The organism is Duganella sp. 1224, assembly GCF_013408245.1.
In the GTDB taxonomy this organism is placed as follows: Bacteria; Pseudomonadota; Gammaproteobacteria; order Burkholderiales; family Burkholderiaceae_D; genus Rugamonas.
On sequence record NZ_JACBYS010000001.1, the window covers coordinates 1,890,475 to 1,917,297 of the forward strand.

24 protein-coding genes are annotated in these 26,823 nt (G+C 64.4%); 14 read left to right on the plus strand and 10 right to left on the minus strand.

Going from position 1 to position 26,823, the window contains the following annotated elements; translation table 11 throughout:
* Positions 1-81: 81 nt before the first annotated feature.
* Complete coding sequence (locus FHW58_RS08330) at positions 82-336, plus strand: NHLP-related RiPP peptide (protein WP_179672571.1); 255 nt, start codon at positions 82-84, stop codon at positions 334-336.
* Between the two features lie 13 nt (positions 337-349).
* On the opposite strand, the gene FHW58_RS08335 is transcribed toward FHW58_RS08330, so the two are convergent.
* Both FHW58_RS08335 and FHW58_RS08340 read right to left on the minus strand, forming a co-directional pair.
* Positions 350-2,500, minus strand: coding sequence for a gluconolaconase (locus FHW58_RS08335; protein ID WP_373996643.1), 2,151 nt, complete (start codon positions 2,498-2,500; stop codon positions 350-352).
* Positions 2,501-2,938: 438 nt separating this feature from the next.
* Positions 2,939-3,697, minus strand: coding sequence for an SDR family NAD(P)-dependent oxidoreductase (locus FHW58_RS08340; RefSeq protein WP_179672572.1), 759 nt, complete (start codon positions 3,695-3,697; stop codon positions 2,939-2,941).
* 110 nt (positions 3,698-3,807) lie between these two features.
* On the opposite strand from FHW58_RS08340, the gene FHW58_RS08345 reads away from it, so the two are divergent.
* Complete coding sequence (locus FHW58_RS08345) at positions 3,808-4,716, plus strand: LysR family transcriptional regulator (RefSeq protein ID WP_218892646.1); 909 nt, start codon at positions 3,808-3,810, stop codon at positions 4,714-4,716.
* Positions 4,717-4,773: 57 nt separating this feature from the next.
* On the opposite strand, the gene FHW58_RS08350 is transcribed toward FHW58_RS08345, so the two are convergent.
* Positions 4,774-7,038 (minus strand): carboxy terminal-processing peptidase, encoded by a 2,265-nt coding sequence (locus FHW58_RS08350; protein WP_179672573.1) that lies wholly within the window; start codon positions 7,036-7,038, stop codon positions 4,774-4,776.
* Positions 7,039-7,429: 391 nt separating this feature from the next.
* Between FHW58_RS08350 and FHW58_RS08355 the strand changes: the two genes are divergently transcribed.
* The 4 genes from FHW58_RS08355 (at position 7,430) to FHW58_RS08370 (ending at position 11,075) form a co-directional block, all read left to right on the plus strand.
* Positions 7,430-9,451: a methyl-accepting chemotaxis protein gene (locus tag FHW58_RS08355; protein WP_229265086.1), complete on the plus strand. Its 2,022-nt coding sequence runs from the start codon at positions 7,430-7,432 to the stop codon at positions 9,449-9,451.
* Between the two features lie 150 nt (positions 9,452-9,601).
* Positions 9,602-9,961 (plus strand): DUF2946 family protein, encoded by a 360-nt coding sequence (locus FHW58_RS08360; RefSeq protein WP_179672574.1) that lies wholly within the window; start codon positions 9,602-9,604, stop codon positions 9,959-9,961.
* A gap of 74 nt (positions 9,962-10,035) precedes the next feature.
* Complete coding sequence (locus tag FHW58_RS08365) at positions 10,036-10,650, plus strand: SCO family protein (RefSeq protein WP_179672575.1); 615 nt, start codon at positions 10,036-10,038, stop codon at positions 10,648-10,650.
* Positions 10,647-11,075 carry a copper chaperone PCu(A)C gene (locus tag FHW58_RS08370; RefSeq protein WP_179672576.1) on the plus strand — a complete coding sequence of 143 codons (429 nt, stop codon included), beginning with the start codon at positions 10,647-10,649 and terminating at the stop codon, positions 11,073-11,075. Before FHW58_RS08365 ends, FHW58_RS08370 begins: the two co-directional genes overlap by 4 nt.
* On the opposite strand, the gene FHW58_RS08375 is transcribed toward FHW58_RS08370, so the two are convergent.
* Positions 11,050-11,592 (minus strand): hypothetical protein, encoded by a 543-nt coding sequence (locus FHW58_RS08375; protein ID WP_179672577.1) that lies wholly within the window; start codon positions 11,590-11,592, stop codon positions 11,050-11,052. The two genes, FHW58_RS08370 and FHW58_RS08375, sit on opposite strands and share 26 nt — an antisense overlap.
* A 139-nt stretch (positions 11,593-11,731) precedes the next feature.
* Here FHW58_RS08375 and FHW58_RS08380 point away from each other — a divergent pair, with 139 nt between their 5' ends.
* On the plus strand, positions 11,732-12,352 hold the full coding sequence (locus FHW58_RS08380; protein ID WP_179672578.1) for a hydrolase: 621 nt from the start codon (positions 11,732-11,734) through the stop codon (positions 12,350-12,352).
* A 128-nt stretch (positions 12,353-12,480) separates the two neighbouring features.
* Here the strand turns inward: FHW58_RS08380 and FHW58_RS08385 are convergent, their stop codons facing one another.
* Entirely contained in the window at positions 12,481-14,712 is a 2,232-nt protein-coding gene (locus FHW58_RS08385; protein ID WP_179672579.1) for an NADP-dependent isocitrate dehydrogenase, read from the minus strand.
* Between the two features lie 258 nt (positions 14,713-14,970).
* On the opposite strand from FHW58_RS08385, the gene FHW58_RS08390 reads away from it, so the two are divergent.
* Positions 14,971-16,311, plus strand: a complete 1,341-nt coding sequence (locus tag FHW58_RS08390; protein ID WP_179672580.1) for an MFS transporter — start codon at positions 14,971-14,973, stop codon at positions 16,309-16,311.
* Here the strand turns inward: FHW58_RS08390 and FHW58_RS08395 are convergent.
* On the minus strand, positions 16,308-17,231 hold the full coding sequence (locus tag FHW58_RS08395; protein WP_179672581.1) for an alpha/beta fold hydrolase: 924 nt from the start codon (positions 17,229-17,231) through the stop codon (positions 16,308-16,310). The genes FHW58_RS08390 and FHW58_RS08395 overlap by 4 nt on opposite strands.
* Positions 17,232-17,304: 73 nt before the next feature.
* On the opposite strand from FHW58_RS08395, the gene FHW58_RS08400 reads away from it, so the two are divergent.
* The gene (locus FHW58_RS08400; protein ID WP_179672582.1) at positions 17,305-17,505 is read left to right on the plus strand and encodes a hypothetical protein; all 201 of its coding nucleotides are present in this window, start codon (positions 17,305-17,307) and stop codon (positions 17,503-17,505) included.
* Here FHW58_RS08400 and FHW58_RS08405 read toward each other — a convergent pair.
* Together FHW58_RS08405 and FHW58_RS08410 are read right to left on the minus strand one after the other, a co-directional pair.
* On the minus strand, positions 17,489-18,637 hold the full coding sequence (locus tag FHW58_RS08405) for a hypothetical protein (RefSeq protein ID WP_179672583.1): 1,149 nt from the start codon (positions 18,635-18,637) through the stop codon (positions 17,489-17,491). The genes FHW58_RS08400 and FHW58_RS08405 overlap by 17 nt on opposite strands.
* Before the next feature lie 2 nt (positions 18,638-18,639).
* Entirely contained in the window at positions 18,640-19,200 is a 561-nt protein-coding gene (locus FHW58_RS08410) for a thymidine kinase (protein WP_179672584.1), read from the minus strand.
* Between the two features lie 168 nt (positions 19,201-19,368).
* Here FHW58_RS08410 and FHW58_RS08415 point away from each other — a divergent pair, with 168 nt between their 5' ends.
* The 4 genes from FHW58_RS08415 to FHW58_RS08430 all read left to right on the plus strand — a co-directional run bounded on the left by FHW58_RS08415 (position 19,369) and on the right by FHW58_RS08430 (position 22,689).
* On the plus strand, positions 19,369-19,674 hold the full coding sequence (locus FHW58_RS08415) for a DUF4148 domain-containing protein (RefSeq protein ID WP_179672585.1): 306 nt from the start codon (positions 19,369-19,371) through the stop codon (positions 19,672-19,674).
* A gap of 71 nt (positions 19,675-19,745) precedes the next feature.
* Entirely contained in the window at positions 19,746-21,113 is a 1,368-nt protein-coding gene (locus tag FHW58_RS08420) for a pyridoxal-phosphate dependent enzyme (protein ID WP_179672586.1), read from the plus strand.
* Positions 21,110-22,282, plus strand: coding sequence for a PLP-dependent aspartate aminotransferase family protein (locus FHW58_RS08425; RefSeq protein WP_179672587.1), 1,173 nt, complete (start codon positions 21,110-21,112; stop codon positions 22,280-22,282). Before FHW58_RS08420 ends, FHW58_RS08425 begins: the two co-directional genes overlap by 4 nt.
* Before the next feature lie 17 nt (positions 22,283-22,299).
* Positions 22,300-22,689: an HNH endonuclease gene (locus tag FHW58_RS08430; protein ID WP_179672588.1), complete on the plus strand. Its 390-nt coding sequence runs from the start codon at positions 22,300-22,302 to the stop codon at positions 22,687-22,689.
* Between the two features lie 81 nt (positions 22,690-22,770).
* On the opposite strand, the gene FHW58_RS08435 is transcribed toward FHW58_RS08430, so the two are convergent.
* Entirely contained in the window at positions 22,771-24,978 is a 2,208-nt protein-coding gene (locus FHW58_RS08435) for an acylase (RefSeq protein WP_229265087.1), read from the minus strand.
* Positions 24,978-25,811, minus strand: a complete 834-nt coding sequence (locus FHW58_RS08440) for a hypothetical protein (protein WP_179672589.1) — start codon at positions 25,809-25,811, stop codon at positions 24,978-24,980. The genes FHW58_RS08435 and FHW58_RS08440 overlap by 1 nt, the downstream gene beginning before the upstream one ends.
* A 322-nt stretch (positions 25,812-26,133) precedes the next feature.
* Here FHW58_RS08440 and FHW58_RS27445 point away from each other — a divergent pair, with 322 nt between their 5' ends.
* A complete protein-coding gene (locus tag FHW58_RS27445; RefSeq protein ID WP_229265088.1) occupies positions 26,134-26,796 on the plus strand; it encodes a PEP-CTERM sorting domain-containing protein in 663 nt (220 codons plus the stop codon).
* Positions 26,797-26,823: the final 27 nt, after the last annotated feature.

Below are 26,823 nucleotides of genomic sequence, written 5' to 3' on the forward strand. Positions count from 1 at the left end.
GCCAGCGCTTTGTCGTAGCATGAAGTGGAGGCCACATCCGTGGTTTCGCCATCCTTTTTTCTACAGAAGGGCTCAATCACCATGCATATCTCGAACGAACTCCGCTCCATCCTCGACAAACTGGCCAGTGATGACAAGTTCCGTGCGCACCTGCAAACTGATCCTGTCAGCACCCTGTCCAAACTCGGCATCCAGCTGGACGCCAGCCAGGTGCCGGCCCAGGTCAGCCTGCCTTCCAAGGCACAAGTCGCTGTCGAGCAGCAGGAACTGCAGCGCGAACTGGAAACCACCACGGCCATGATCCCGTTCCTGCTGTCGGGCGCGCTCAAAGCCTGATTGCCCTCCTCCGCTAGTCGATCGTGACCGCCAACTCGCGGTTGCGGTTGGCAGCATTCCCGGCATAATCTTCGGCGTCGATGCGCAGCAGGTAATTGCCGGGGCCCAGCTCCCCCACCTTCCAGCCGCCCGGCGTCAGTTTCCCGTTGATCAGCTTGTTGTTGATGGCGTACACGAAGCGCGTCTCGCTGGCGCCGTGCACGGTGATGCCGCTGTTGGCCGCATATGCCAGCTTGACGGCGTCGCGGTTGCGCGGCAGGCGATCGTATTGCTGCGTCACCACCGGCACGCTGACGCCCGGAATGGTGTCGCCTTCCTGGTTCAGCACCTGGTAGCCCAGCTTGTACAGGCCGAGCCGGCGGCGCGCCTGGTTGCCGTTGATCTGGTCGCTGGCGTCGACCACGATCTGCACCTCGCCCAGGCTGCGCGGAATCAGCAGGCGGCCGTCGCGCTTGTCCGTCAGCGGCTTGCCTTTGGCGTCCACCACGCTGATGCTGTGGATGGTCGGCGCAATGCTGTCCTCCAGGTCGAAGAACGGCAGTTGCAGCGGATTGAGCGCGCCGCCATTCGGCTTGTAGTCCAGATGCACGTGGGCCATGCGGTTGACCGTGCCCAGCGTCTCGCCGGCCACGAAGCGCGTACCGCGCCGCACGCGCACCTGCTCGGGCACGCCCTTGTCGTTTTTCGACAGCAGGAAGCGCGCATCGTTCAACAGCTTGTCCTTGCCATCACGCCCCACGCGCAGGTGCACGTACTGCAGGCCGCCAAACGCCAGCCCTTCGGACAGCTCGCCATAGCCCCAGCTGGCGCGCGGGTCGCTGACCTTGCCGGCCATGACGGTCAGCACTGGCGTGCCGACCGCCGCCTGCACGTCCATGCCCGCGTGGAAATGGTCGCGCGCCTCGCCCTGGAAGTCGCCGCGCACCTCGCCCATCAGGCCAACCACCTCGTGCGCCTTGTTTTGCGGCGCCACCGGCCACGGCATGGTGGCGCTGTGCGACGGCGCGCCCGGCGGCGGCTCGTCGGCCAGCGGCTCGGCGTCGGCGGCCGCCATGCCGATGTGATGCAGGCGGAAGGTGGCGCCGTCGGTCACGAACAGCGAGCCATCCTTGTAGACGGCGATGCCGCGCGGCGCGTACAGGCGCACAGTGCCGTCGGCGCCGCCCGGCTGGGCCGGATGGTCGACATCGCGCAACGCCGCCACCTCGCCCTTGGGCGTGATCTGCGCCACGCGGCCATGGCTGCCGCTGGCGATGTACAGGAAGCCGTCCCGCGTGGCGGCGATGCCGACGGGCGAACGCAGCAGCGAATCGCGCTCGTCGTCGCTGGCGGCGGCGATGGTGCTGACGGTGCCGTCCTTGCCCAGCTTGCGGATGGCGTGGTTGGCGGTGTCGGCGATGTACAGCTCGCCGGAGGCGCCGAGCGCGATGCCGGTCGGCGTGTTGAACAGCGCTTGCGCGCCTGCGCCGTCGGCCATGCCGCCGCGCCGGCCGCCGGCGATGGTGGTGACGCTGCCGTCCGGCGCGATGCGGCGGATGCGGTCGTTGTAGGTGTCGCTCACGTAGACCACGCCGGCGGCGTCCACCGCCACGCCGACCGGGCCGTTGAACTGGGCGCCGGCGCCCTTGCCGTCCTTGTCGCCCGCCAGGCCGTCGCCGGCCAGCGTCGACACGGTGCCGTCCGGCTTGATCTTGCGGATGGCGTTGTTGCCGGTGTCGGCCACGTACAGGTTGCCGGCGGCATCGATGGCCAGGCCGGACGGGGTGTTGAACGCGGCCGCTGTCGGCGCGCCCTCGGCATAGCCTTCGGTGCCACCGGCCAGCGTGGTGCTGACGCCGTTCAGGTCGATCTTGCGGATGCTGTTGTTGTCGCCGCCGTCGGCCACGTAGAGATTGCCCTGCGGGTCCAGCACCACGCCGAACGGGTCGGCAAAGCGCGTGCGCTTGCCGCTGCCGTTGGCGCTGCCCGGCAGGCCGTCGCCGGCCATGGTGGTGACGCGCGCATGCCAGCCGACCGACGTGCCCTGCGCGGCGGCCGCCTGCACGGTGCCGGCCGCGGCGGCGTGCCTGGACTTGTGCACCAGCAGATACGCCACGCCGCCGCCCACGGCGGCCCCGCCCAGCATCAGGCCCACCAATAAAAGTTTGAATTGAGTTGGAGACACTTGTCCGAACCTAAACGTTGACTTACAGAAAGTCTAACCGAAGTGCGGCGGGTCCAGGCGAAAAAAAAGCCCGCTACCAGGGAGCGGGCTGAAGTCTATTTCCTTGGAGGAGATAGAGGAGACAGGTGTAATGATGCTGCACAGCGGAATATAAAGTAAATTTATCTTGGCAATAGCCAGCATTCATCTTGAACATAACTCCGCCATCCGGGGCGGGCGCTGCGGATGTTGACCTCCTTCTCCACCAAATGGCCGAGGCGGCTGCGCAACAAGCTGCCCGCCGCCTTGGGCGCATGAACAAAAAAAAAGCCCGCTCAAAGAGCGGGCTGAAGTCTATTTCCTTGGAGGAGAATAGAGGAGACAAGTGAATGATGCTGCAATGCGATATATAAATCCAATTGAGATTTCCAATAGCAGAGATTCACTTGATTTATAACACTACAGCATCACGCCGCCCGACGCCTCGATGCGCTGGCCATTGAACCAGGCGGTGTCGTCCGACAGCAACGCTGCCACGGCACTGCCGATGTCGTCCGGCAGTCCGACACGGCCCAGCGCCGTATTAGCGGCCACGTGGGCGTTGACCTGCGGATTGTCGCGCACCACGCCGCCGCTGAAGTCGGTGGCAATCGCGCCCGGCGCCAGCGTGTTGACGCGGATGCGGCGCTCGCCCAACTCCTTGGCCAGATAACGCGTCAGCACCTCGACGCCACCCTTCATGACCGCGTACGCCGCCTTGCCCGGGAAGGAGAAGCGCGCCAGACCGCTCGATATGTTGAGGATGCTGCCGCCGTCGGCCAGCAGCGGCAGCAGCGCCTGGGTCAGGAAAAACACGCCTTTCAGGTGCACATTCATCAATTCGTCGAACTGCTGCTCGGTGGTCTCGGCAAACGAGGCGTTGGCGCTGCCGCCGGCATTGTTGATCAGCGCGTCGAACGACTGGCGGCCGAATTCGCTTTCCAGCACTGCAGCGAAAGCGTCCTTGAATGCCGAAAAGCCGGCGGTCGCACCGGTGTCCAGTTGCAGCGCCACGGCCTTGCGGCCCAGTGCCCGCACCTCGGCCACGGTATCGTTGGCGGCGTCGGCGCGGGCCTGGTAGGTGATGACCACGTCCCAGCCGGCGCGCGCCAGGTGCTGCGCGGCGGATTTGCCCAGGCCACGGCTGCCGCCGGTAATCAATGCAATACGGTTACCCATCATATTCTCCCTTTCTGGACGGTGGCCACCCAGCGGACCACCTTGGAATAGAGTGTAGAGCCGTATAATCGATAGATAAACGGCGTACGCTCAACATCACTGATCCAAAAATGAAGACAATCATCTCGACCGAAGACCTGCGCATTTTCCTGTGGGTGGCGCGGCTGTCCAGCTTCACACGGGCCGCCGAACAGTTGCAGCTGCCGCGCACCTCGATTTCCAACGCCATCCAGCGGCTGGAGGAACGGCTGGGCGCGCGCCTGCTCCAGCGCACCACGCGCCGGGTGCAGATCACCCGCGAAGGCGAGGAGTTGCTGGAGCGCTGCGAGCGCCTGCTGGACGACCTCGACGACATCGGCGCCCTGTTCCAGCACGGCAGCCAGCTGCAGGGCCGCATCCGCGCCGACATGCCGCTCGGCCTGGCCACCGGCCTGGTGCTGCCGCGCCTGCCGGAATTCCTGCAGCGGCACCCGGCGCTGCAGATCGACATCTTCAGCACCGACCGCCGCGTCGACCTGCTGGCCGAAGGCTTCGACCTGGTGGTGCGCGCCGGCGCCGTGGTCGATGAATCGCTGGTGTCGCGGCCGTTGCTGATGCTGGAACTGCTGAATGTCGCCAGCCCGGCCTACATCGCCCAGCACGGCCTGCCGGCCACGCTGGACGATCTGCCGCGCCACTGGCTGGTCAACTACCAGCCCAATCCGGCCAGCCAGCCGGCCTCGTTTGAATATGTCGACGCCGCCAGCGGCACCAGCGTCTACCTGCCGATGCGCCACAAGGTCACGGTCAACAACAGCGTGGCCTACAACGCCGCCGCGCACGCCGGACTGGGCATTGCCCAGATCCCGGCCGCGCGGGCCCGCGCCGACATCGCCGCCGGCCTGCTGGTGCAAGTGCTGCCGCAGCATCCGCCGCTGCCGATGGCCACCCGCATCCTGTTCCCGCACCGCCGCAACATCCCGCAGCGGGTGCGCGCCTTTGCCGACTGGATCGCCGACATCGCCGGCGACGGCGCATAAAAAAAGCCGGGCCCCGCAACGCGGGACCCGGCATTCGGGGAGCGATGACGCCGGCGCTTACTTGCCGTCGGCCGCGTACGGCAGCACGCGCGAGGCCATGCGGGTATCGGTCTTCAGCAGGCCAACCTCGTCGGACATGATGTGCACCGCCTCGTTCAGCAGCACGTCCTTGGCGGCCTTGGCCTGGCGCTCGGCTTCCAGCTCGGCGGCCAGCGACCGCTCGGCGCCCTGCAGGCCGTCGTCGGCGCGCAGCGCGCCCTTGACGCCCGCCACCGCCTTGGGCGACGGTGCCGGCTTGCCGTTGGCGGTCTTGGCCGAGGCCGAGATCGCCTTGTTCAGCGCTTCTTTCGGATCCGGCACCAGGATAGGATCGTCGGCGCCCGGGGTCGGCGACAGCAGGCGCGCCTCGCGCAGCTTGGCGCGCGCTTCCTGCTGGTCGCGCTCCTTGCGGCGCACCGCCTCGTTCAGCGACACCGAGTTTTCCTTGCGCTGTTTTTTCACCAGCGCGATGTCCTCGGCCAGGTACTGGAAGTCCTTGTCCTTGGCCACCCGCGCCTCGTGCTTCTTATCCAGCAGCGGCACGATTTCCTTGACGTCGCCGGTCGGGATGTAGACCGCCGGCTTGATCTGCGTCCACGGCAAGGCGTTCTCGTAGCTCGACTCGCCAAAGCTGTCGGAATCGCCCATGGTCGGCAGCTTGATGTCCGGCGTCACGCCGCGCAGCTGGGTGGTGCCGCCGTTGATGCGGAAGAACTGCGCGATCGTGAACTTCAGCTCGCCGTAATGGACCTTGTCGCTCTGCGCGAAGCGGTCCAGGCCGAACAAGGTCTGCACCGTGCCCTTGCCGAAGCTCGGCTCGCCGATGATGACGCCGCGGCCGTAGTCCTGGATCGCGGCCGCGAAAATCTCCGACGCCGACGCCGAGCCGCGATTGATCAGCACGCCCAGCGGGCCGTCCCAGGCCATGCCCGGATCGGTGTCGCTCTCGACTTCGACCTTGTTGTCGCCGTTGCGCTGCATCACCACCGGCCCCTTGTCGATGAACAGGCCGGTCAGCTCCACCGCCTCGGTCAGCGAACCGCCGCCGTTGTTGCGCAGGTCGATCAGCACGTTGTCGACCTTGTCCTTCTTCAGCTCGCCCAGCAGGCGCTTGACGTCGCGGGTGGCGCTCTTGAAGTCCTTGTCGCCCTTGCGGCGCGCCTCGAAGTCCATGTAGAAGGTCGGCAGCGAGATCACGCCGACGCGGCGCTTGACGTTGCCGTCCTTGACCTCGTACACCGATTTCTTGGCCGCCTGCTCTTCCATGCTGATCTTCTGGCGCACCAGCGTGACGATCTGGTGCTTGGCGTCGGCGCCGCCGTCGGCCGGGATGATTTCCAGCTTGACGGTGGAATCCTTCGGTCCGCGGATCAGCGCCACCACGTCGTCCAGGCGCCAGCCCATGACTTCGGTCATGGGCGTTTTCTCGTCCTTGGCCACGCCCACGATCTTGTCGCCGACCTTGATCTTGCCGGACAAGCCGGCCGGGCTGCCGGTCACCACCTCGCGCACCACGGTGTAATCGTCGCGGCTTTGCAGCACGCAGCCGATGCCCTCCAGCGACAGGCGCATGGCGATGTCAAACGACTCGGCCGCGCGCGGGCCCAGGTAGTTGGTGTGCGGCTCGATCGACATGGCATAGGCGTTCATGAAGATCTGGAACACGTCCTCGGCGGTCAGCTTGCGCGACGGGCTCAGGTAGCCCTCGTAGCGCTTGTCCAGCGTTTCGCGGATCGACTTGTCGTCCTTGCCGGCCAGTTTCAGGCGCAGCCACTCGTTCTTGACGCGCTTGCGCCACAAATCCTTGACCTCGGCGTCGCTCTTGGCCCAGTCGACCTTCTCGCGGTCGTACTGGTAGGTTTCGTCGGAGGTGAAATCGAACTTGCCCTGCTTGACCAGTTCGCGTGCATAGGCGATGCGCTCGTTGAAGCGCTGCTGGTACAGATTGAAGATGGCAAACGGCACGCTGAGGTTCTGGCCGGTGATGGCGTCGTCCAGGCGGGTGCGCACGATGGCGTACTGATCCAGATCGGCCTGGGTGAAGAACATTTTTTCCGCGTCCAGCGACTTGAAGTAGCGGTCGAAGATTTTCTCCGACATGGCGTCGTCGAGCGGGACCGGTTTGTAATGCAGCTTGGTCAGCACGCGCGCGGCCCACAGGGCGGCGTCGGTCTGGCCGGGCAATGGTTTGAGGGGGGTGTCCGCCGCTTTCTCTGGCACGGCGGCGCCGGCCTGCACTGACAGGGCCGCCAACACGGCCACCAACAGCATTTGCTTCTTCATCGGCATATACTCCGGATCATAGGAATTAAGTGTGCCCCATTCTACAGGCTAGAGCGCGCACACGGGGCTGGTATTTCAGAGTTTCTCTGGTTAAGCTTAAGGGTGACTGAAAGGTCACGGCTGGCGCCCTGCCGGCTAAGTAGATTCACGTATAGTTGTGCAGGTTTACCGTGCAAGTCATTGTTTTATAAATAGAAATCTTTCGCTCACACGATTCGTTTTTATTGCTCAATGGCAAAAATATGCTATCATTGTGGTCTTAGATTCATGTTGACGGCCCGCCAGGCAGCACTTCGGCAGTGCCATCGCCTTACGCAACGCTCCCTCGCCCCTGGAGCAGGCTCGATTCCGAGCGACCTCAAACCGCAGCACCTTTTCTCTGAAGAGATCAATGAAAACAATAATGATGAATGCCCGCAATTGGGGCGTCGGTACCAAGATTACCGTGTTTACGTTTGCGCTGATCAGCGTGATCCTGGCCCTGTTGCTGACCATGATCAACATCAACACCTCGGCCATGCTGAAGGAGCGCGCGCGCGCCAACGTCGCGTACAACCTCAGCGGCATCAGCAACACCGTCGAGGTGTTCAATACTGCCATGATGAACGAGGCATCGGCCTTCGCCCGCCTGTTCGCGGCGGAATTCAGCGATGGCCAGTTCACGCTCGATCCGTCCGCCACGGTGGACATCGGCGGCAAGGCGACGCCGACGCTGAAGCACGGCGGCAAACCGCTCAACCTGGACTTCACGATCCCGGACAAGTTCACCAATGACACCGGCGTCATCGCCACCATCTTTGCCGCCACCGGCGACGACTTCGTGCGCATCAGTACCACCGTCAAGAAAGAGAACGGCGAGCGCGCCGTCGGCACCCAGCTCGATCGCAGCCACCCAAGCTACCCGGTGCTGCGCGCCGGGAACAGCTACATCGGCCTGGCCACGCTGTTCGGCAAGCCTTTCATCACGCAATACGACCCGATCAAGGACAGCAGCGGCAAGACCATCGGCGTGCTGTTCATCGGCCTCGACATCGCCAAGAACATGGCGATGCTGAAGGAAAAGATCAAGGCCATCAAGATCGGCGAAACCGGCTACATCTACGTGATCAATGCCGCCGAGGGCAAGAACCAGGGCGTGGCCGTGGTCCATCCGTCCAAGGAAGGCGACAACCTGCTGGAGCTCAAGAGCAGCGACGGCCGCGCCTTCATCAAGGACATGCTGGCGCAGAAAGACGGCGGCATGAGCTATGACTGGGTGGAGAAGGACGGCGCCGCGCCGCGCGAGAAAATGGTCGAGTTCAATACCTTCAAGCCGTGGAACTGGCTGATCGTCGGTGGCACCTACACCGAGGAAATCACGCGCGAGGCGGCGCAGCTGCGCAACCGCTACGCGCTGCTGGGCCTGATCGCGCTGGTGGTGTTCGCGGTGGCGCTGTTCCTGCTGGTGCGCGCCGTGGTGTCGCGGCCGCTGGCGCGCGCCGAGGAAGCGGCCGAGCGCATCGCCGCCGGCGACCTCGACGTGCATCTGGCGGTCGATAACGAAGATGAGATCGGCCTGGTGCTGCGCTCGCTGAACAACATCAGCGACAACCTGTCCGGCGTGGTCGGCCAGGTGCGCCGCGGCGCCGAGCAGATCACCACCGCCTCCAGCGAGATCGCCCACGGCAACCTGGATTTGTCGCAGCGCACCGAGGAGCAGGCCTCCAGCCTGGAGGAAACGGCGGCGTCGATGGAGCAATTGAGCAGCGCCGTCACGCAAAACGCCGAGAATGCCTCGCAGGCCAACCAGATGGCGCTGGCCGCGTCCGGCATCGCCGCCAAGGGTGGCGAGGTGGTGGCGCAGGTGGTGGAAACCATGGGCTCGATTACCGACTCGTCGCGCAAGATCGCCGACATTATTTCAGTAATCGACGGCATCGCTTTCCAGACCAATATCTTGGCGCTGAACGCGGCGGTGGAAGCCGCGCGCGCCGGCGAACAGGGCCGCGGCTTCGCGGTGGTGGCGTCGGAAGTGCGCAACCTGGCGCAGCGCTCGGCCACCGCCGCCAAGGAGATCAAGGAACTGATCGACGATTCGGTGGCCAAGGTCGAGACCGGCAGCAAGCAGGTGGAAACGGCCGGCACCACCATGCGCGAAGTGGTGGACAGCGTGCGCCGCGTGACCGACATCATGGCCGAAATCAGCCACGCCAGCGAAGAGCAACGCGCCGGCATCAGCCAGGTGCACGAGGCGGTGACGCAGATGGACCAGGTGACGCAGCAGAACGCGGCGCTGGTGGAGCAGGCGGCGGCGGCGGCGCAGGCGTTGCAGGATCAGGCGCACGAGCTGGAGGAAGTGGTCAGGATCTTCAAGCTGGGCAGCCATGAAGGGCAGCCGGCGTTGCGCCAGGACCGCTACCTGGCGCTGAAATAACCACCCCAACCGAAGGGGTCTGACCCCGTACGGGGTCAGACCCCGGCCGCAGCGGTGGGCGGGGTGCGCGGGTGCCATCCGCCGCCAGATCAACAGCCGCCCCGCCGCCCCGTGAAAACGCCGGCGGCTTTTTTCTTTTATAATTGCCGGATGCTTACTTTCCTCCAGCACCGGCGCCTGACCAGCCTGATCGTCTCCCTGGCGATCCTGCTGAACCTGTCCGCGCCGGCGATCAGCCACGCGATGACCGCGCTGTCGGCCAATCCGCTGGCCCTGGACATCTGCAGCGCCACTACCAAGCCGGCGCCCGCCGGCCTGCCGTCGCACGCCTTCAAGCACTGCATGCTGTGCGCCGTCCACAGCGGCGGCGAGGCGCCACCGCCCGCCGCCACCGGCCTGCTGGCCGTGCTGGAAGGCCATGACCTGTATCCGGCAGCGAGTCCCGCCGCCGCGCCGCAGGCGCCGCGCTGGCCGCGCGCCCAGCCGCGCGCACCGCCCGCCGCCGCCTGACTCCGTTCGCCGCAGCGCCGCGCCGCCGTCCGGCCGCGCGCGCCGCCCCCGCAACATCCATCACAGGATAGACCATGCAACGCCGTCACTTTATTTCGTCGTTGGCCGCCCTGCCCCTCGTGGCCGGCAGCGCCCACGCCGCCGCGCGCTTCACCGCCGTCGACATCACCGGCAGCGCCATCGGCCCCGACTACCAGCTGTTCTACACCAACGGCAAACCCGCCGCGCTGCGCGACTTCAAGGGCAAGATCGTGCTGCTGTTCTTCGGCTTCACCCAATGCCCGGATGTCTGCCCGACCGCGCTCGCCCGCGCCGTCGAGATCAAGCGCCTGCTGGGCGCCGAGGGCGACAAGTTGCAGGTGGTGTTCGTCACCGTCGACCCGGAGCGCGACACCGCGCCGCTGCTGACCGACTACATGAAGGCCTTCGATCCGACCTTCGTCGCCGTGCGCGGCAACCTGGAGCAGACCGCCAAGGCCGCCAAGGACTTCAAGATTTTCTACCGCAAGGTGCCGAGCGGCAGTTCCTACACGATGGACCACACCGCCATCACCTACGCCTTCGACACCAGCGGCAAGATCCGCCTGGCCATGAAACACGATGAAACCGCCCAGCAGTGCGCCGACGATATCCGTCAACTGCTCAACCCGAAGAAAGAAACCGGATTCCTGAAAGGACTGTTCAAATGAAAAAACTGCTCTCCCTGCTGCTGATGGCCGCGCTGCCCGCGCTGGCGCAAGTCACCGTCGGCGAACCGTGGGTGCGCGCCACCGTGGCCGCGCAAAAGGCCACCGGCGCCTTCATGACGCTGACCGCGACCCAGCCCAGCAAACTGGTGGCCGTCAGCTCGCCGCTGGCCGGCGCGGTTGAAGTGCACGAAATGAAAATGGTCGACGACATGATGAAGATGCGCCAGATGCAGGCGCTGGACCTGCCGGCCGGCCAGCCGGTCAAGCTGGCGCCCGGCGGCTATCACCTGATGCTGCTGCAGCTCAAGCAGCCGCTCAAGGATGGCGACAAGGTGCCGCTGACGCTGGAGTTCGAGGACGCCAACAAGGTGCGCAGCAAGGTGGTGGTGGACGCGCCGGTCAAGCCATTGACCGCAACGCACTGACCAGCCACCACGCCAAGCCGGCAATCAGCAAATACGGCCACGACTGCAGCGAGATTTTCCAGTCCGTGGTCGATGGCCAACAGGCCAGAAACTGTGGCGCCACGGCGAACGCCAGCGCCACATCAAGCCACTGAAACTGCAGGCCGCTGCGGGTGCGCCACCAGGCCACCAGGAACGGCAGTACCACCACTGCGAACGGCGCCAGCGCCGACGGCGCCGCGTTATACCAGCGCACATGCGTCAGCCGCACCGATCCCAGCTCCCAGCCGCGCACGATGCGGCGCGGTATCACGGTAAAACTCGCCGGCCGCGCCCCGGTCAGCTTGCCGGCGACAAAATGCGCCAGCTCGTGGCAGATCGTGCCGGCCAGCGTGAACAGGAAAAAGAAGGGATGGCGCGCCGACAGGGCGCGGATCAGCAGCGCCAGCAGGAAGGACGGCGCCAGGTAAATCAGGATGTCGCGATGGTCGCAGAACCACGAAGGCGCCAGCGCGCTGCATTCGAACAGGCTGCTCATGCGGCATCCTCGCACGGCGCCGGGACGGCGTCAATTTTCTGCCCCCTATGAGAGAGAAGCGGCCGCTCAGTTCAAGGGATTTCGCTGTGGCGGCGCCTGCCTACAATCTGCGATCCTCCCCTTTTTGCGAGAACTTCTTATGCCAGACTTATTGACTCCCCAGAATGCCGCCCTGGTGCTGCTCGACCAGCAGGCCGGCCTGCAATTCGCCGTGCAATCGATGGAGCGGCAGACGCTGCTGAACAACTCGGTGGCGCTGCTGGAAACCGCGCAGGCGTTCGCGCTGCCGACCGTCATCAGCACCTCGGCCAGCAAGGTGTACAGCGGCCCGCTGCTGCCCGATTTGCACGCGCTGGTGCCGGAGCATCCGGTGCTGGAGCGGCGCAACATGAACGCGTGGGAAGACGACACCGTGCGCGCGGCGATCGAGGCCATGGGCCGCAAGAAGCTGATCTTCTCCGGCATGCTGACCGAGGCGTGCATCAGTTTCGCGGTGCTGAGCGCGCTGGAGGCGGGCTATGAGTGCTACGTGGTGGGCGACGCCTGCGGCGGCCTGACGGTGGCCGGCCATGATCTGGCGCTGCAGCGCATGGCGGGCAAAGGCGCGCAGATGACCAGCTGGCTGCAGGTGCTGCTGGAGCTGCAACGCGACTGGACCCGGCACGACACCTACGACGCCGCGCGCGCGGTGATCGAGAAGAATGGCGGGGGTTACGGGGTGGGACTGCGCTACGCCCGGCAGATGCTGACGCCAACGTAAGCAGCACCCCAAACAAAAGGGTCCGACCCCGTACGGGGTCGGACCCTGCGCCGCAGCGGTGTGCGGGTTACACGGGTGCCGCCTACTTCTACTGCATGTACGCGGCTGCGCTCGGCATTTACCCCGTCTTACAGCGATTCAATCGCCGCGTTGAAGGTGGCGCTTGGACGCATCACCGCCTCGGTCTTGACCGGATCCGGCTGGTAGTAGCCGCCGATGTCCATGGCCTTGCCCTGCACGCTGTTCAGCTCTTCCACGATCTTGGTCTCGTTTTCCGACAGCTGCTTGGCCAGCGGCGCGAACTTGGCCGCCAGTTCCGCATCTTCGGTCTGCGACGCCAGCGCCTGCGCCCAGTACAGCGACAGGTAGAAGTGGCTGCCACGGTTATCCAGCTCGCCGGTGCGCGACGATGGCGACTTGCTGTTGTCCAGCAGCTTGCCGGTGGCCTCGTCCAGCGTCTTGGCCAGGATCTTGGCCTTGGCGTTGCCTTCCTTGATGCCCAGCTCTTCCAGCGACACCGCAAGCGCCAGGAACTCGCCCAGGGAATCCCAGCGCAGGTGGTTCTCTTCCACCAGCTGCTTGACGTGCTTCGGTGCCGAACCGCCGGCGCCGGTCTCGTACATGCCGCCACCGGCCATCAGCGGCACGATCGACAGCATCTTGGCCGAGGTGCCCAGTTCCAGGATCGGGAACAGGTCGGTCAGGTAGTCGCGCAGGATGTTGCCGGTCACCGAGATGGTGTCCAGGCCGCGCGACACGCGCTCCAGCGTGTAGCGCATGGCGCGCACTTGCGACATGATCTGGATGTCCAGGCCCTTGGTGTCGTGGTCCTTCAGGTACACCTGGACCTTCTTGATCACTTCGTTTTCGTGCGGACGGTATGGGTCCAGCCAGAACACGGCCGGCATGCCGGAGTTGCGGGCGCGGGTCACGGCCAGCTTGACCCAGTCGCGGATCGGCGCGTCCTTGACCTGGCACATGCGCCAGATGTCGCCTTCTTCCACGGTCTGGGTCAGCAGCACTTCGCCGGTGGCCAGGTCGGTGATGTTGGCGATGCCGCCTTCCGGCACTTCAAAGGTCTTGTCGTGCGAGCCGTATTCTTCGGCTTGCTGCGCCATCAGGCCGACGTTCGGCACCGTGCCCATGGTGGTCGGGTCGAAGTTGCCGTGCCATTTGCAGAAGTTGATCATCTCCTGGTAGATGCGGGCGAAGGTCGATTCCGGCATCACGGCCTTGACGTCGGCGGTGCGGCCATCGGCGCCCCACATCTTGCCGCCGATGCGGATCATGGCCGGCATCGAGGCGTCAACGATCACGTCGTTCGGCGAGTGGAAGTTGGTGATGCCCTTGGCCGAATCGACCATGGCCAGCTTCGGACGGTGCTCGTGGCAGGCGTGCAGGTCTTTCAGGATCTCGTCCTTCTGCGAGGCTGGCAGCTTTTCGATCTTCTCGTACAGGTTGACCATGCCGTTGTTGACGTTCACGCCCAGTTCCTCGAACAGCTTGGCGTGTTTCTCGAACGCGTCCTTGTAGAAGATGCGCACGCAGTGGCCAAACACGATCGGGTGCGACACCTTCATCATGGTGGCCTTGACGTGCAGCGAGAACATCACGCCGGTCTTGTAGGCGTCGTCGATTTCCTTCTCGTAGAACGCCAGCAGCGCCTTTTTGCTCATGAACATGGAGTCGATGATTTCGCCGGCTTGCAGCGAGACCTTAGGTTTCAGCACGATGGTTTTGCCGGAGGCGGTGATCAGCTCCATCTTGACGTCGCGCGGCTTGTCCAGCGTCATCGACTTTTCGCCGTGGTAGAAGTCGCCGGCGTGCATGTGCGACACGTGGGTGCGCGAGGCCTGGCTCCATTCGCCCATCGAGTGCGGGTGCTTGCGGGCGTATTCTTTCACCGCTTTTGGCGCGCGGCGGTCCGAGTTACCTTCGCGCAGCACCGGGTTCACGGCCGAACCGATGCACTTGCTGAAGCGGGCCTTCAGCGCTTTTTCTTCGTCGGTCTTGGCGTCTTCCGGGTAGTCGGGGATCTTGTAGCCCTTGCCCTGCAGTTCGCGGATGGCCGCCTGCAACTGGGCCACCGAGGCCGAGATGTTCGGCAGCTTGATGATGTTGGCTTCTGGCTTGAGCGTCAGCGCGCCCAGTTCAGCCAGGTTGTTCGGGACTTTTTGCTCGTCGGTCAGGAACTCAGGGAACTCGGCCAACACGCGCGCGGCGACAGAGATGTCGCTCGAAACCACGTCGACGCCAGCCGGTGCAGTGAACTTCTTAATAATTGGCAGCAGGGAATACGTTGCCAGCAGTGGGGCTTCGTCAGTCAGCGTGTAGATGATTTTTGGATTGTGTGTTGCCATGTTCATTCCCTCGTAAACGATCGGTGCTATGGAGTTAATTCCGCCCGTTATTTTAAACCCTCGCGCGCCTGTTTGTGCAAACGATGCCAGAGTATTCATAAGAAGGCTTGTCATCATACAACCCTAGCTCCCCCGCCAGCCAAGCATGTGCATATAAATCAACAAGTTAAACGTTTACTAGCAACGCGCAAGCCGATATGTAGTTGTATGATGTCTGATATGTCGATATGATCGTCGCATCAAAAGTAAGGAGACCGCATGACCTCGCAACAACCGCAAGCCAGCCGCGTCCGCTGGTTGATTCTGGCTATCCTGTTCGCTGTAACCACCATTAATTATGCCGACCGCGCCACCATCGCGATCGCCGGGCCCGAGCTGAAGAAGCTGCTGGGCCTGTCCCCGGTGCAAATGGGCTTCGTGTTTTCCGCGTTTGCCTGGTCGTACGTGCTGGCGCAGCTGCCGGGCGGCTGGCTGCTGGACCGCTTCGGCTCCAAGATCACCTACTTCTTCAGCATTTTCCTGTGGTCGCTGTTCACCATGCTGATGGGCGGGGTCGGCTTCTTCACCGGCGCCGCCGCCGTCACCGTGCTGTTCACGCTGCGCCTGCTGATCGGCGCCGCCGAAGCGCCCTCCTTCCCCGGCAACTCGCGCATCGCCTCGGCCTGGTTCCCGACCAACGAGCGCGGCACCGCCGCCGCCATCTTCAACTCGGCGCAGTACTTCGCCACCGTGCTGTTCGCGCCCATCATGGGCTGGCTGGTGCATTCGTTCGGCTGGCAAAGCGTGTTCTTTGTCATGGGCGGACTGGGCATTGTGATGGCGCTGATCTGGCTGAAAACCGTGTACGGCCCGAAAGACCATCCGCGCGCCAACGCGGCGGAAATCGCCTACATCGCGGCCGGCGGCGCGCTGGTTGATCTGGAAAGCAAGAACAAGGCGGCCGCCACCACCAAGCTGGACACCTGGGCCTGCATCCGCCAACTGCTCGGCAACCGCATGCTGCTGGGCGTGTACATCGGCCAGTACTGCATCAATACGCTGACCTACTTCTTCCTGACCTGGTTCCCGGTGTACCTGGTGCAGGAGCGTCACATGACCATCCTGAAGGCCGGCTTCGTGGCCGCGCTGCCGGCGGTGGCGGGCTTCCTCGGCGGCGTGCTGGGCGGCGTCATCTCGGACCGCCTGATCAAATCGGGCAAATCCCTGTCGACCGCGCGCAAGACGCCGATCGTGTGCGGCATGCTGCTGTCGACCACCATGATCGTCTGCAATTATGTCGATGCCGACTGGCTGGTGATCACCGTGATGTCGCTGGCCTTCTTCGGCAAGGGCATCGGCGCGTTGGGCTGGGCGGTGGTGGCGGACACCTCGCCGAAGGAAGCGGGCGGCATGAGCGGCGCGCTGTTCAACACCTTCGGCAACACCGCCGGCATTACCACGCCGATCGTGATCGGCTATATCCTCGAGCAGACCGGCTCGTTCGCCGGCGCGCTGGTGTTCGTCGGCGCCAACGCCGTGGTCACCATCCTGTGCTACCTTTTGATGGTGGGCGAGATCAAGCGTTTTGAATTCAAGACGCCGGTGATGCGCAAGATTTAATCTGCACCGTCCCGCGCCACGGCCCGCAGGCTGATGGCGCGCGAAAAGCCGTGCTGCTGGAGGATGTCCACCAACTCCTCGGGCACGGCGCCCAGCCGCAGGTTTTCGGCGATCCAGTCCTGCCAGTCCGGCGTCAGTTCGCGCGCTTCTTCTTCCAGCGTGATGCCGGCGATGATTTTCGCCAGCAAGGCGTTGATGCGCTTGGTGTCGATCAGATGCTGCACCACCAGGTGGCCGGAATATGGGAACGGGTATAGCGTGCAGTGTCCCAGTGCCGCCAGGCGGTGCGCGTGCATGGCGTCCAGGTTGACCGATTCGGTGCCGCCTTCCAGGTCCGGCTTGGTGCCGAACAGGATGTGCATCTCCGGCAGCCTGGCGCGCGTGCGGCCCAGCGCCAGCAGATCGTCGTAGCGCGACGGCGGCGGACTGGTGGCGAGGTCGCGCATCACCGTCAGCCAGCGGCGCTCGTGGTACAGCAGCGCCTGCGCCGGATCGAGGAAGGACAGCGGGCCGAAGGCGATGACCTGCTGCGCGTCCAGCAGCATGCCGTACATCAGCGCCGCATATGCGCCCATCGATTGCCCAATCGTGACGACCTTGCGGGGGCGGATCTCGCGCATCAGCGCGCGCAGGCTCTCGGCCGTTTCGTCCGGATGCGTGCCCAGGCCGCCGATTGTCCGGTGATACCAGCTGTTGCCGGAATCGCGTACCAGGATCTTGTTGACGTGACGGCCGCTGAACTGTTCCAGCTTTTTCAGCCGGCCGTAAAAATCGAAGTCCGGCCGCTTGTCCCACGACACGAAGCCAAAGGAAATCACCAGCAGTTCGCCGGGAACAACGCGGTCCACCAGCACATCGTCGGTGCTGGTTTTGACGTGCCGGTTGTCCAGCGCGGGCAAGTCGTTGAGAGGTATCGCCATACCGCAGAGTGTACCAGCTTGGCCGCGCTGGTTTGTAGTATGCTGGTGGCAACGCTAATGACCGTTGAAAAAGATGAGCAAACGTAACAAAGAATTGCTGCGCCTGGCGCTGGCGTTTCTGGCCGGCGCTTTTGTCGCGCGCACGCTGCTGGCCATGGTGCACATCGCGGATCCTTCGGTGCAGCGGCTGGTGCACATGATCGTGGTGCCGGGCGCGCTGGTGGGCGCCTTCTACCTGTCGGGATTTCTGCCCTGCCTCAAGGCTGACGAATAAGGTCCACCGTATCGCCATCGACATCGCTGTGCATCACGCGCACCCGCACGCCTGCCGCCTGGATCGACTGCCCGGCCTGCAATAGGGACTGCCAGTGATGCTCGTCCGTGTCGTCGACGGGCTGCACACGGACCGGACCTTGGTGCGAGGTCAGCGCGGTGTCCACCGTGTAGACCAGCACGCCGTTGCGCGGCATGGCGCCATCCTCCGCCTCGGCGCGGCGGCTTTCCGCCACCACCGCCGTGTGCGGCCCGGTCGGCATCAGCGCCAGCTTGACGCCGCCGGCGCGTTCGATCGGCGTCAACCGCACCGTGCTGCGCGGCTCGGTGCCGCACGCGATCTGCGCGTCGTCCAGCCAGCCCAGTTGCCAGCGTTCCCAGCCGAGATAGCCGGGCGCCCTTCCTTCCGGCTCGCCCATCACGCTGAACTGGCCGACGTAGGTGTGCCATCGCTGATTGGACGGTAGCGGTCCGGCCAGATCCACCAACGACAGGGCATGGCCAATCTCATGCACAAACCAGCCGCCGCGCAGGATGGTCAGATCACTGCCGGAGGTCGCGCCGTTGAGAAACTCGCGCCCGCCGGCGACCACGCCAAAGCCAGGCGACGCGGTGAACGCCGGCCCCCAGTCAATGGCCTTGGCCTCGGGATTGGCGATCACCAGGATGGCGTCGCTGTCGGAATAATCGATGCCGGGACCGGCGAGGTTGATGGCTTCTTGCAGATAAGCCCGGTGAGCGTCGAACGTCGCACCGCGCTGGAAATGATAGTCTGCCACCGGCTTGCGCATGCGTATCCATTGCGGGCTCACCTGGAACGTCAGCCTGAGACGGCCATACGATACCGCACTGAAGAACTGCTCCGCGCGCGGCGAGACCAGCTCCAGCACCTTCTGCGGCGGCATGGTGGCCGGCGCGTCGACAAAGTCCACAAACAGGACGCGGAAACGCAGTGCTCCCACGGTTTTCAGCCGGGAGGGATTGCGCGGGAAGCCCAGGCCGACGTCGCCGCGCAATCCCAGTTCCGGCAGGCGGCAGGCCGCCAGCGCGTCTGCGGCGCGGGCCGGCGACAGGCCGCTCAGCGCGGCGCACACCGTCGCCAGCGCCGCCGCCTTGACGCGCAGGCCGGCCATGCTCAGTGGGTTTCGCTGTAGAAGCAGCGGCCGCAGGCCTGGCGGTAGCTTTCGTTGCCGCCGATGCTGATTTGCTCGCCTTCCTTGATGCGCTTGCCGTGTTCGTCAACGCGGATATTCATCGTCGCCTTCTTGCCGCAGGTGCAGATGTTCTTGATTTCCTCGATGTCGTCGGCCAGCGCCAGCAGGTAGGCCGAGCCGGGGAACGGCTCGCCGCGAAAGTCCGAGCGCAGGCCGTAGGTGATCACCGGAATGCCGCGCACCTGCGCCAGCTGGTGCAGCTGCTTGACCTGCTCCTTGCCCAGAAACTGCGCCTCGTCGATCAGCAGGCAGGCGATTTTCTGGTCGATGATGGCCAGGAAGTCGGTGTTGGCGTCGAACACCTCCGTTTCGCGCTGCGGCCCCAGCCGCGACGTCACCTTGCCGACGCCATAGCGGTCGTCGATCGCGGCGGTGAACAGCCGCACCTGCTGGCCCTGCTCCTCGTAGTTATGCGCCACCTGCAGCATGGCGGTGGATTTGCCCGCGTTCATCGCAGAGTATCGGAAATAGAGTTTTGCCACTTCAGCCTTCTATTGGGATGTGCTTTTGAAGCCGGCGATTATACCTGTTGGCCACCGCCCTATCCATTCGGAAGTGTCGGACGGCAGCCGCCGCGCGCATAATCGCCTCATGCATCGCACGCGCTTAAATAGCGCAAACTTAAAAACAGCTTAAGAAGGAGCTTTATCATGAAAAACATTGCCATCGCCCTGTCCCTGACCGCCCTGTTCGCCACCGCCGCTGGCGCCGCCTCCGCCGACGAATATTCCGGCTACACCGGCTTCGTCTCGACCAAGACCCGCGCCCAGGTGCAGGCCGAAACCCGGGAAGCCATCAAGCTGGGCGAAATCCGCACCGGCGAACAATATCCGGACACCTCGGTGGAACAAACCGCCGTGGCGTCGAAAACCCGCGCCCAGGTGAAAGCCGAACTGGCCGCCTACCGCAAAGCCCATCCGAACTCGGCCACTGAATCGGCCGACCTGCTGGGCTGAGCCGCCCTTCTGAGAGACAGCAGCGTTGCCGGAAATGGCGCATACTTGGCAATCATGCCAAAGGAGAACGTATGCGCCAACCTGCACTGTTCAGCCTGATTGGCAAGACGCCGCTCGCCGAGGTCACCCGCCTCGATACCGGTCCTTGCCAATTATTCCTCAAACTGGAATCGCAAAACCCCGGCGGTTCGATCAAGGACCGTATCGGTCTGGCCATGATCGAAGCGGCCGAAGCCGAGGGCCTGCTCCAGCCCGGCGGCACCATCATCGAAGCCACGGCCGGCAACACCGGCCTCGGACTGGCGCTGGTCGGACGGCTGAAAGGCTACCGCGTGCTGCTGGTCGTCCCCGACAAGATGTCCACTGAAAAAGTGCTGCACCTGAAGGCGCTGGGCGCCGAAGTGCGCACCACCCGTTCCGACGTCGGCAAGGGCCACCCCGAGTATTACCAGGATTACGCCGCCCGCCTGGCCGCCGAAATGCCGGGCGCCTGGTTCGCGGACCAGTTCAACAATCCCGCCAATCCGCTCGCGCACGAAACCACCACCGGCCCGGAAATCTGGGAGCAGATGGGCCGCGATGTCGACGCCATCGTGGTCGGCGTCGGCTCGTCCGGCACGCTGACCGGCCTGACGCGCTACTTCCGCAAAGTGGCGCCGCACGTCGACTTCATCCTGGCCGATCCGGCCGGCTCCATCCTGGCCGAGTACATCGCCACCGGCAAAGTCGCCGAAACCAGCGGCTCGTGGGCGGTGGAAGGCATCGGCGAGGACTTCATCCCCGCCATCGCCGACATGAGCGGCGTGAAAAAAGCCTACACCATTCCCGACGTGGAGAGCTTCGCCACCGCGCGCGCCCTGCTGAAGGAGGAAGGCATTCCGGGCGGCTCGTCCACCGGCACCCTTCTGGCCGCCGCGCTGCGCTATTGCCGTGAACAGACCACGCCCAAGCGCGTGGTCACGCTGGTGTGCGACACCGGCACCCGCTACCTGTCCAAGGTCTACAACGATGGCTGGATGCGCGACCAGGGCCTGCTGGAGCGCCCGCGCCACAACGACCTGCGCGACCTGATCGGCCGCCGCTTCGACGCCGGAGAAGTCATCAGCGTCACGCCGGCGGACACGCTGATGATCGCCTTCAACCGCATGCGCGCCGCCGACGTGGCGCAGCTGCCGGTGCTGGAACGCGGCCACCTGGCCGGCATCATCGACGAATCCGACCTGCTGCTGACCGTTGGCACGGAGCCGGAGCGCTTCAACCAGCAGGTCGGCAGCACCATGACCAAACGGCTGGAACTCCTCAAGCCCTCGGCCGATCTGCACGCGCTGCGTGACATCCTCGACCGCGGCCTGACCGCCGTGGTGGCCGACGGCGACACCTTCTACGGCCTGATTACCCGTTACGACCTGCTTAACCATCTGCGAAGGACTTTATCTTGAGCGACCACAAAGCTGCCCTGGCCACGCGCGTGATCCACGCCGGCCAATCGCCCGATCCATCGACCGGCGCCATCATGCCGCCGATTTACGCCACCTCCACCTTCGTGCAGGACAGTCCGGGCGTGCACAAGGGCCTGGACTACGGCCGCTCGCACAATCCCACCCGCTGGGCGCTGGAGCGCTGCGTGGCCGACCTGGAAAGCGGCGCGCAAGGCTTTGCCTTCGCCTCCGGCCTGGCGGCGATATCGACGGTGCTGGAGCTGGCCGACGCCGGCTCGCACATCATCGCCGGCGACGACATGTACGGCGGCACCTACCGCCTGTTCGAACGGGTGCGCCGCCGCAGCGCCGGCCACGATTTCACCTACGTCGACCTGACCAAGCCCGAGAACCTGCTGGCCGCCCTCAGGCCGGAGACGAAAATGGTGTGGGTCGAGACGCCGACCAATCCGATGCTCAAGCTGGCCGACCTGCAGGCCATCGCGCAGATCTGCCGCGAACGCGGCATCATCGCGGTGGCCGACAACACCTTCGCCAGCCCCATCGTCCAGCGTCCGCTGGAACATGGTTTCGACATCGTGGTGCACTCGGCCACCAAGTACCTGAACGGCCACTCGGACATTATCGGCGGCATCGCCGTGGTGGGCGGCGAGGAGCGGCAGCAGGCATGGCGCGAGCAGCTGGCCTTCCTGCAGAATTCCGTCGGCGCCATCGCCGGTCCATTCGACAGCTTCCTGGCGCTGCGCGGCGTGAAGACGCTGGCCATCCGCATGGAGCGCCACTGCGCCAGCGCGCTGGCACTGGCGCAGTGGCTGGAGCAGCAGAAGGAAGTGCGCAAGGTGTTCTATCCGGGGCTGGCATCGCATCCGCAGCACGCGCTGGCCACACGCCAGATGCAGGGTTTCGGCGGCATCATCTCGATCGACCTGGATACCGACCTGCCGGGCGCGCGCCGCTTCCTCGAAAGCTGCCAGGTGTTCGCGCTGGCCGAGAGCCTGGGTGGCGTCGAGAGCCTGATCGAACACCCGGCGCTGATGACGCACGCCTCCATCCCGGCGGCGCAGCGGGCGGCGCTGGGCATCGGCGATGGCCTGATCCGGCTGTCGGTGGGAATTGAAGATTTAGGGGATTTAAAGGCCGATATTCGCCGTTCGCTTGACGCGATTTAACTGCTAAGATTCGGCGCATGACTTATCTCATCCTTATCATCATCGCCGTGCTGGCCCTGGGCTTCGCGTATTCGATACTGGTGGCCGACGCCAAACCGGTGGTCGGCAGCGACTATTACAAGGTCTCGAAGGACGGCCGGGTGCTGCTGGCGGCCGGCGCCAAGGTCACCGCCATCAAGCCGACGCTGTATCCGGAAGGGTTGAAAGTGAAGCTGCGCGGCGGCACGCGCACCGGGGAGTTTTACGTGCACGATCTGGTGGCGGAGGTGTTCCTGCCGAATCCGAACAAGCTGCCGGCGGTGCGTCACCGCGACGGCAATGTGCGCAACAACAAGGTGGAGAATTTGCAGTGGGTCAGGGTGTCGGAGGTGGAGCATCCGGAGCCGGTGGTATACCCCCAGCCTTGACGGCACCGGCGAACCCCGCACACCGCCGCGCCGGGGTCTGACCCCGTACGGGGTCAGACCCCTTCCGTTTGGGGTGAAAGCCTACTCGCCAGGATGGTATTTGCGTTCGAGGTTTTTTTCCACGTCACCCCGATAGAACAACACCTCCTTGAACTCCCCGCGCGCATACATCGCCGCCTGGTCGTTGAAGTGCGGCGACGCCGGATTGCCGCTCTCCCCGCCCGCCAGTATGCTGCGCGCCTTGATGCGCGGCCCGAACTCCACCGCCGCCACAAAGCTGTTGCCACGCTCGCCGTAGATGCGCCTGGTCTTCTGCTTCGACGTCATGCCATACGCCGCCAGCGATCCCCAGTTGGCCGAGGCGAATGGCACCGGCAGACTCGGTTTGCTGTCGTCGAATGGCTGCACGATATCCCCGGTCAGGCGCTGGAAGCGATTGATCTCGCCCCACGGCGTCTGCCAGCTGCCGAAATCCGCCGTCAACTTCGCGGTCGCGCGCTCCAGCGCCTCCAGCCGCTGCTGCGGCGTGATCGCGGCGTGAATATAGTCCAGCACCTGCACTTCTTTCGCCTTGGCGGCCGGCTGATACGTGGTCCACAAATCCTGCGCCCAGTAGATCGCCAGCGAAGTGGCCGTCGACGCCAGTGTGTAGCGCATGTCCCAGCCGCGCAGCGCCTGGATCTGCGGCGCCAGCGCGGCCTTGCGCGGATCGTCCGCCGGCAGCGCGTCGTACGCGGCAAACAGTTGCGGCAGCAAGGGTTCAAAGGCCGGCAGCTGATTGTCGTACGCGGCGGCGATCAGGCTGTCGATCGTGAAGTCCTTCTTGTTTTCCAGTACGCGCACGGCGTGGATGCCACGCGGGTTCTCGGGATTCATCGACATATACGCCGGATAATCCTTGACCTTCGGGCTGTAGGCGCCGGCCGCCGTGAACGGCCAGTTGTTGGTGTTCTGGATCCAGCCGTTCTTTGGATTGAACAGCGTGATGGTTTCCTTCACCTCGTGCAGCCCTTGCCACTCGGTGGCCGGGTCGCTGCCGTCCACCGGATGCTTCCAGTCGAACCGGGGATCGCGGCGCGGGATGAAGTTCCCGTGGAAGTAAGCGATATTGCCGTCGGCGTCCGCGTACACGGTGTTATTGGACGAATTGGTGCGCAGCGCCATCGACTTGTAGAACGCCTTGTAATTGCGTGCCTTGGTGCGGGTGAAGGACTGCGTCAGCGCCTTCAACGGCTCGTTCATCAGGCGCACCGCGACCCACTTGTCGTCCTTGGCGCGCACGATCGGGCCGTGGTGGCTGTAGTAGACGCGCACCGTCTTGCTGGCCATGCCGTCCCTGATCTTGTACGGCAGCGTGATATCGACCGCCTTCAGCGGGCGCTGTTCGTTGCCGTACTGGTAGAAGAACTGGCCGTCCTTTTCCGTGATGGTTTCCAGGTACTCGTCGATCACGTCGCCGCCGCCGGACGTATGCATCCAGCCGATACGGTCGTTAAAACCCTGGTAGACGAAGAACTGGCCCCAGGTCACGGCCCCGTACGCGTTCAGGCCCTCCTCGCTGTGCACCGCCACTTCGGGACGGAAGTAGAACGAGGTGTGCGGGTTGATCATCAACAGCGCGTGCTTGTTCTTCGTCAGCGCCGGCGCGATGGCGAAGCCGTTCGAGCCGCCCGGTTCCTTGTCGGGATCGATGCCGTCGCCGGCCGACATCAGCACCGGCGGCATCAGCGGCAATTTGGCGCCATCCGCGTACAGCGCCTGCAACTGCTTGATGTCGATGGTTTCGATATCGCCGCCGATGCTGCCCTCGCTGAAGCTGAGCGCCATCCACGGCTCGAAGTGCGTCAGCAGCGCCGGCTTCACGTCCGGGTGCGTTTGCAGGTAGTAGTTCAGGCCATCGGCCCAGGCGTTCATCAGCTTCTGTAGCCACGCCGGCGCCTGTACATACTGGCGCTTCAGGTCCTCCGGGTTGATGAAGAGCTTCATGCGCAGGTCTTTATACAGCTCCGCCTCGCCCTCCACCTCGGCCAGCCGGCCCATGGCGTTGATGAAGTTCAGCTCCACGCGCGGGAAGTCATCCTCGGCCTGCGCGTAGACCAGGCCAAACACCGCGTCGGCGTCGGTCTTGCCGTAGACGTGCGGGATGCCCCACTTGTCGCGCAAAATGGTCACGCGCTGGGCGGCGGCCTTCAGGCGCGCGGTCTCGGTTGCTGGAACGGCGGCCGGCGCCGCCACCGCCGCGCTCACCGACGCGGCACACAGGAAAGCCAACGGAGCGCGGGTCATCATCAGGCGCTGACCAGTTCCGAAATGCGGCGCTGCAGGACCGTGATCTCCTCCAGCAGCGCGGCGTTCTTCTCGCGCAGCGCGATGTTCTCGGCGCGCAGCTCGGCGACGTCGGTGGGCACATCGCCGTAGTCGATCGCCGGCCTGGTCTCTTTCGACTCCTTGGCCGGCCGCGAGGCGGCGCGCAGCTCGCGCACTTCCTTGGCCGCCTTCTGCAACTCCTTCTTGCCGCCAGCCACCGCCGCCAGTTGCTGCTCTTCCGGCAGCGACGCCACCGTGGCCGCGGCGTTGATCGAGATGGTGCCGGCGCGCACCGCCTCTACCAGCTCCGGCGTGGCGGTCTTCTGGATCTTTTCGATCTGGCCGATGGTGGCGGTACTCAGGCGCGCGGCGCGGGCGATTTCCTCGCGCGACACCAGCGGCATGGCAGCCGGCTTTTTCGGCGCGTCCTCGCCTTCCGGCGGCGCGATCTTGGCGTCTTCGGCGGCCGCCTCGGCGGCCATCTCCAGCGCGCGCGCGGTCATGATTTCCTTCTTGCGCAGCGCCAGCACGCCGCGCTGGTAATCGGAGATACTGCGGCGGCCCAGGTTGTTATCGATCATCCACAGCTTCACGTCCTCGATGTTGCGGAAGCTGGTGTTCTCCGTCACCTTGAACGGAATGCCGTGCTGCTGGCAGATCTGATAGCGGTTGTGGCCGTCCACCAGCACGTCTTCCCACAGCACCAGCGCGTCGCGGCAGCCTTCGGTCAGGATGCTGCGCTCCAGCGCTTGATATTCACTTTCAGTCAGCGGCTCGATGTACGAGCGCAGCACGTCATTAATTTTGATTTGCATATCTATCCTTGAAGTACCGGCGCCGGGACCCGCCCAAACGCCGTCCAGCATGCTACACCATCCTGCCTTCGGCCAACAGCATCAACTTGCAACATGGCGACTAAGGCAATTTTAAGAAAGCCATATTAAGATGCTCGCCAGTCAAACGTGCTTTCTCCGCCAATTGACCCAAAGCCCCGACAGGTTCCGTCTGCTCGGGGCTTTTCTTTTGCAGATTTACAACGGGAATTTCAATTTAGAAATGACATTAATCTGCATTCATGTTACCTTTGATGCATAGAAGTAAATATTAATTCTTTGGAGAAATAACATGATTGCAAAAATGTCTCTCAAACTGGCCACCGCTGGCGTGCTCGCCGCGTTCAGCCACCTTGCCGGCGCCACCGTCACCGACCTGACCGGCCAATACACCCTGCAATCATCGGCCACCGCCGTGGCGGGCCAAACCAACCAGTATGTGTTCAACTACGCGGTCACCAACGTCGGCCAGGGCTACGTCGGCACGCAGACCGGTCTCGACGGCTTCACCGTCTACATTCCGAACGGCGCCACCATCCTGAGCGCGACCGCGCCCACGCCGTACGTCGGCAGCCCGGGCTACTGGAGCACCGGCGCCGCGCCGAGCCTGGATCTGCGCGGCAACGGCAGCCAGAACATGACCGCCCCGGCCGGCTATTACACCTATACTTTCTGGGGTCAGTACACCGAGTCGGTCTACCAGCAAGGCAGCACCGCCCACTTCAGTCTGACGCTGGGCAATGTTTCGCTGGGCACGAACACGGTCGGCATCTCCAGCTACTACGGCTACTCGACCCCGCCGGCGGGACAGCAGTACACCACCAACGAATATGGCAACTACACCACCTTCACGACGCACGCGGTGTCCGCAGTGACCGCCGTGCCGGAACCGGAAACCTACGCCATGATGCTGGCCGGCCTGGGTGCGGTCGGCATGCTGGCGCGCCGCCGGCGCCGTCAGGGCTAAGGTCAGGGCTGAGCATGGAAAACGCGC

Excerpts from the sequence above, each read along its gene's own strand:
- FHW58_RS08395 (WP_179672581.1), bottom strand. The coding sequence starts at position 17,231 with ATGGCGATACCTCTCAACGACTTGCCCGCGCTGGACAACCGGCACGTC.
- FHW58_RS08380 (WP_179672578.1), top strand. The coding sequence starts at position 11,732 with ATGCCAGACTTATTGACTCCCCAGAATGCCGCCCTGGTGCTGCTCGAC.
- FHW58_RS08430 (WP_179672588.1), top strand. The coding sequence starts at position 22,300 with ATGACTTATCTCATCCTTATCATCATCGCCGTGCTGGCCCTGGGCTTC.
- FHW58_RS08375 (WP_179672577.1), bottom strand. The coding sequence starts at position 11,592 with ATGAGCAGCCTGTTCGAATGCAGCGCGCTGGCGCCTTCGTGGTTCTGC.
- FHW58_RS08360 (WP_179672574.1), top strand. The coding sequence starts at position 9,602 with ATGCTTACTTTCCTCCAGCACCGGCGCCTGACCAGCCTGATCGTCTCC.
- FHW58_RS08435 (WP_229265087.1), bottom strand. The coding sequence starts at position 24,978 with ATGATGACCCGCGCTCCGTTGGCTTTCCTGTGTGCCGCGTCGGTGAGC.
- FHW58_RS08340 (WP_179672572.1), bottom strand. The coding sequence starts at position 3,697 with ATGGGTAACCGTATTGCATTGATTACCGGCGGCAGCCGTGGCCTGGGC.
- FHW58_RS08385 (WP_179672579.1), bottom strand. The coding sequence starts at position 14,712 with ATGGCAACACACAATCCAAAAATCATCTACACGCTGACTGACGAAGCC.
- FHW58_RS27445 (WP_229265088.1), top strand. The coding sequence starts at position 26,134 with ATGTCTCTCAAACTGGCCACCGCTGGCGTGCTCGCCGCGTTCAGCCAC.
- FHW58_RS08345 (WP_218892646.1), top strand. The coding sequence starts at position 3,808 with ATGAAGACAATCATCTCGACCGAAGACCTGCGCATTTTCCTGTGGGTG.
- FHW58_RS08405 (WP_179672583.1), bottom strand. The coding sequence starts at position 18,637 with ATGGCCGGCCTGCGCGTCAAGGCGGCGGCGCTGGCGACGGTGTGCGCC.
- FHW58_RS08400 (WP_179672582.1), top strand. The coding sequence starts at position 17,305 with ATGAGCAAACGTAACAAAGAATTGCTGCGCCTGGCGCTGGCGTTTCTG.
- FHW58_RS08355 (WP_229265086.1), top strand. The coding sequence starts at position 7,430 with ATGAAAACAATAATGATGAATGCCCGCAATTGGGGCGTCGGTACCAAG.
- FHW58_RS08440 (WP_179672589.1), bottom strand. The coding sequence starts at position 25,811 with ATGCAAATCAAAATTAATGACGTGCTGCGCTCGTACATCGAGCCGCTG.
- FHW58_RS08370 (WP_179672576.1), top strand. The coding sequence starts at position 10,647 with ATGAAAAAACTGCTCTCCCTGCTGCTGATGGCCGCGCTGCCCGCGCTG.
- FHW58_RS08365 (WP_179672575.1), top strand. The coding sequence starts at position 10,036 with ATGCAACGCCGTCACTTTATTTCGTCGTTGGCCGCCCTGCCCCTCGTG.
- FHW58_RS08415 (WP_179672585.1), top strand. The coding sequence starts at position 19,369 with ATGAAAAACATTGCCATCGCCCTGTCCCTGACCGCCCTGTTCGCCACC.
- FHW58_RS08390 (WP_179672580.1), top strand. The coding sequence starts at position 14,971 with ATGACCTCGCAACAACCGCAAGCCAGCCGCGTCCGCTGGTTGATTCTG.
- FHW58_RS08330 (WP_179672571.1), top strand. The coding sequence starts at position 82 with ATGCATATCTCGAACGAACTCCGCTCCATCCTCGACAAACTGGCCAGT.
- FHW58_RS08420 (WP_179672586.1), top strand. The coding sequence starts at position 19,746 with ATGCGCCAACCTGCACTGTTCAGCCTGATTGGCAAGACGCCGCTCGCC.
- FHW58_RS08350 (WP_179672573.1), bottom strand. The coding sequence starts at position 7,038 with ATGAAGAAGCAAATGCTGTTGGTGGCCGTGTTGGCGGCCCTGTCAGTG.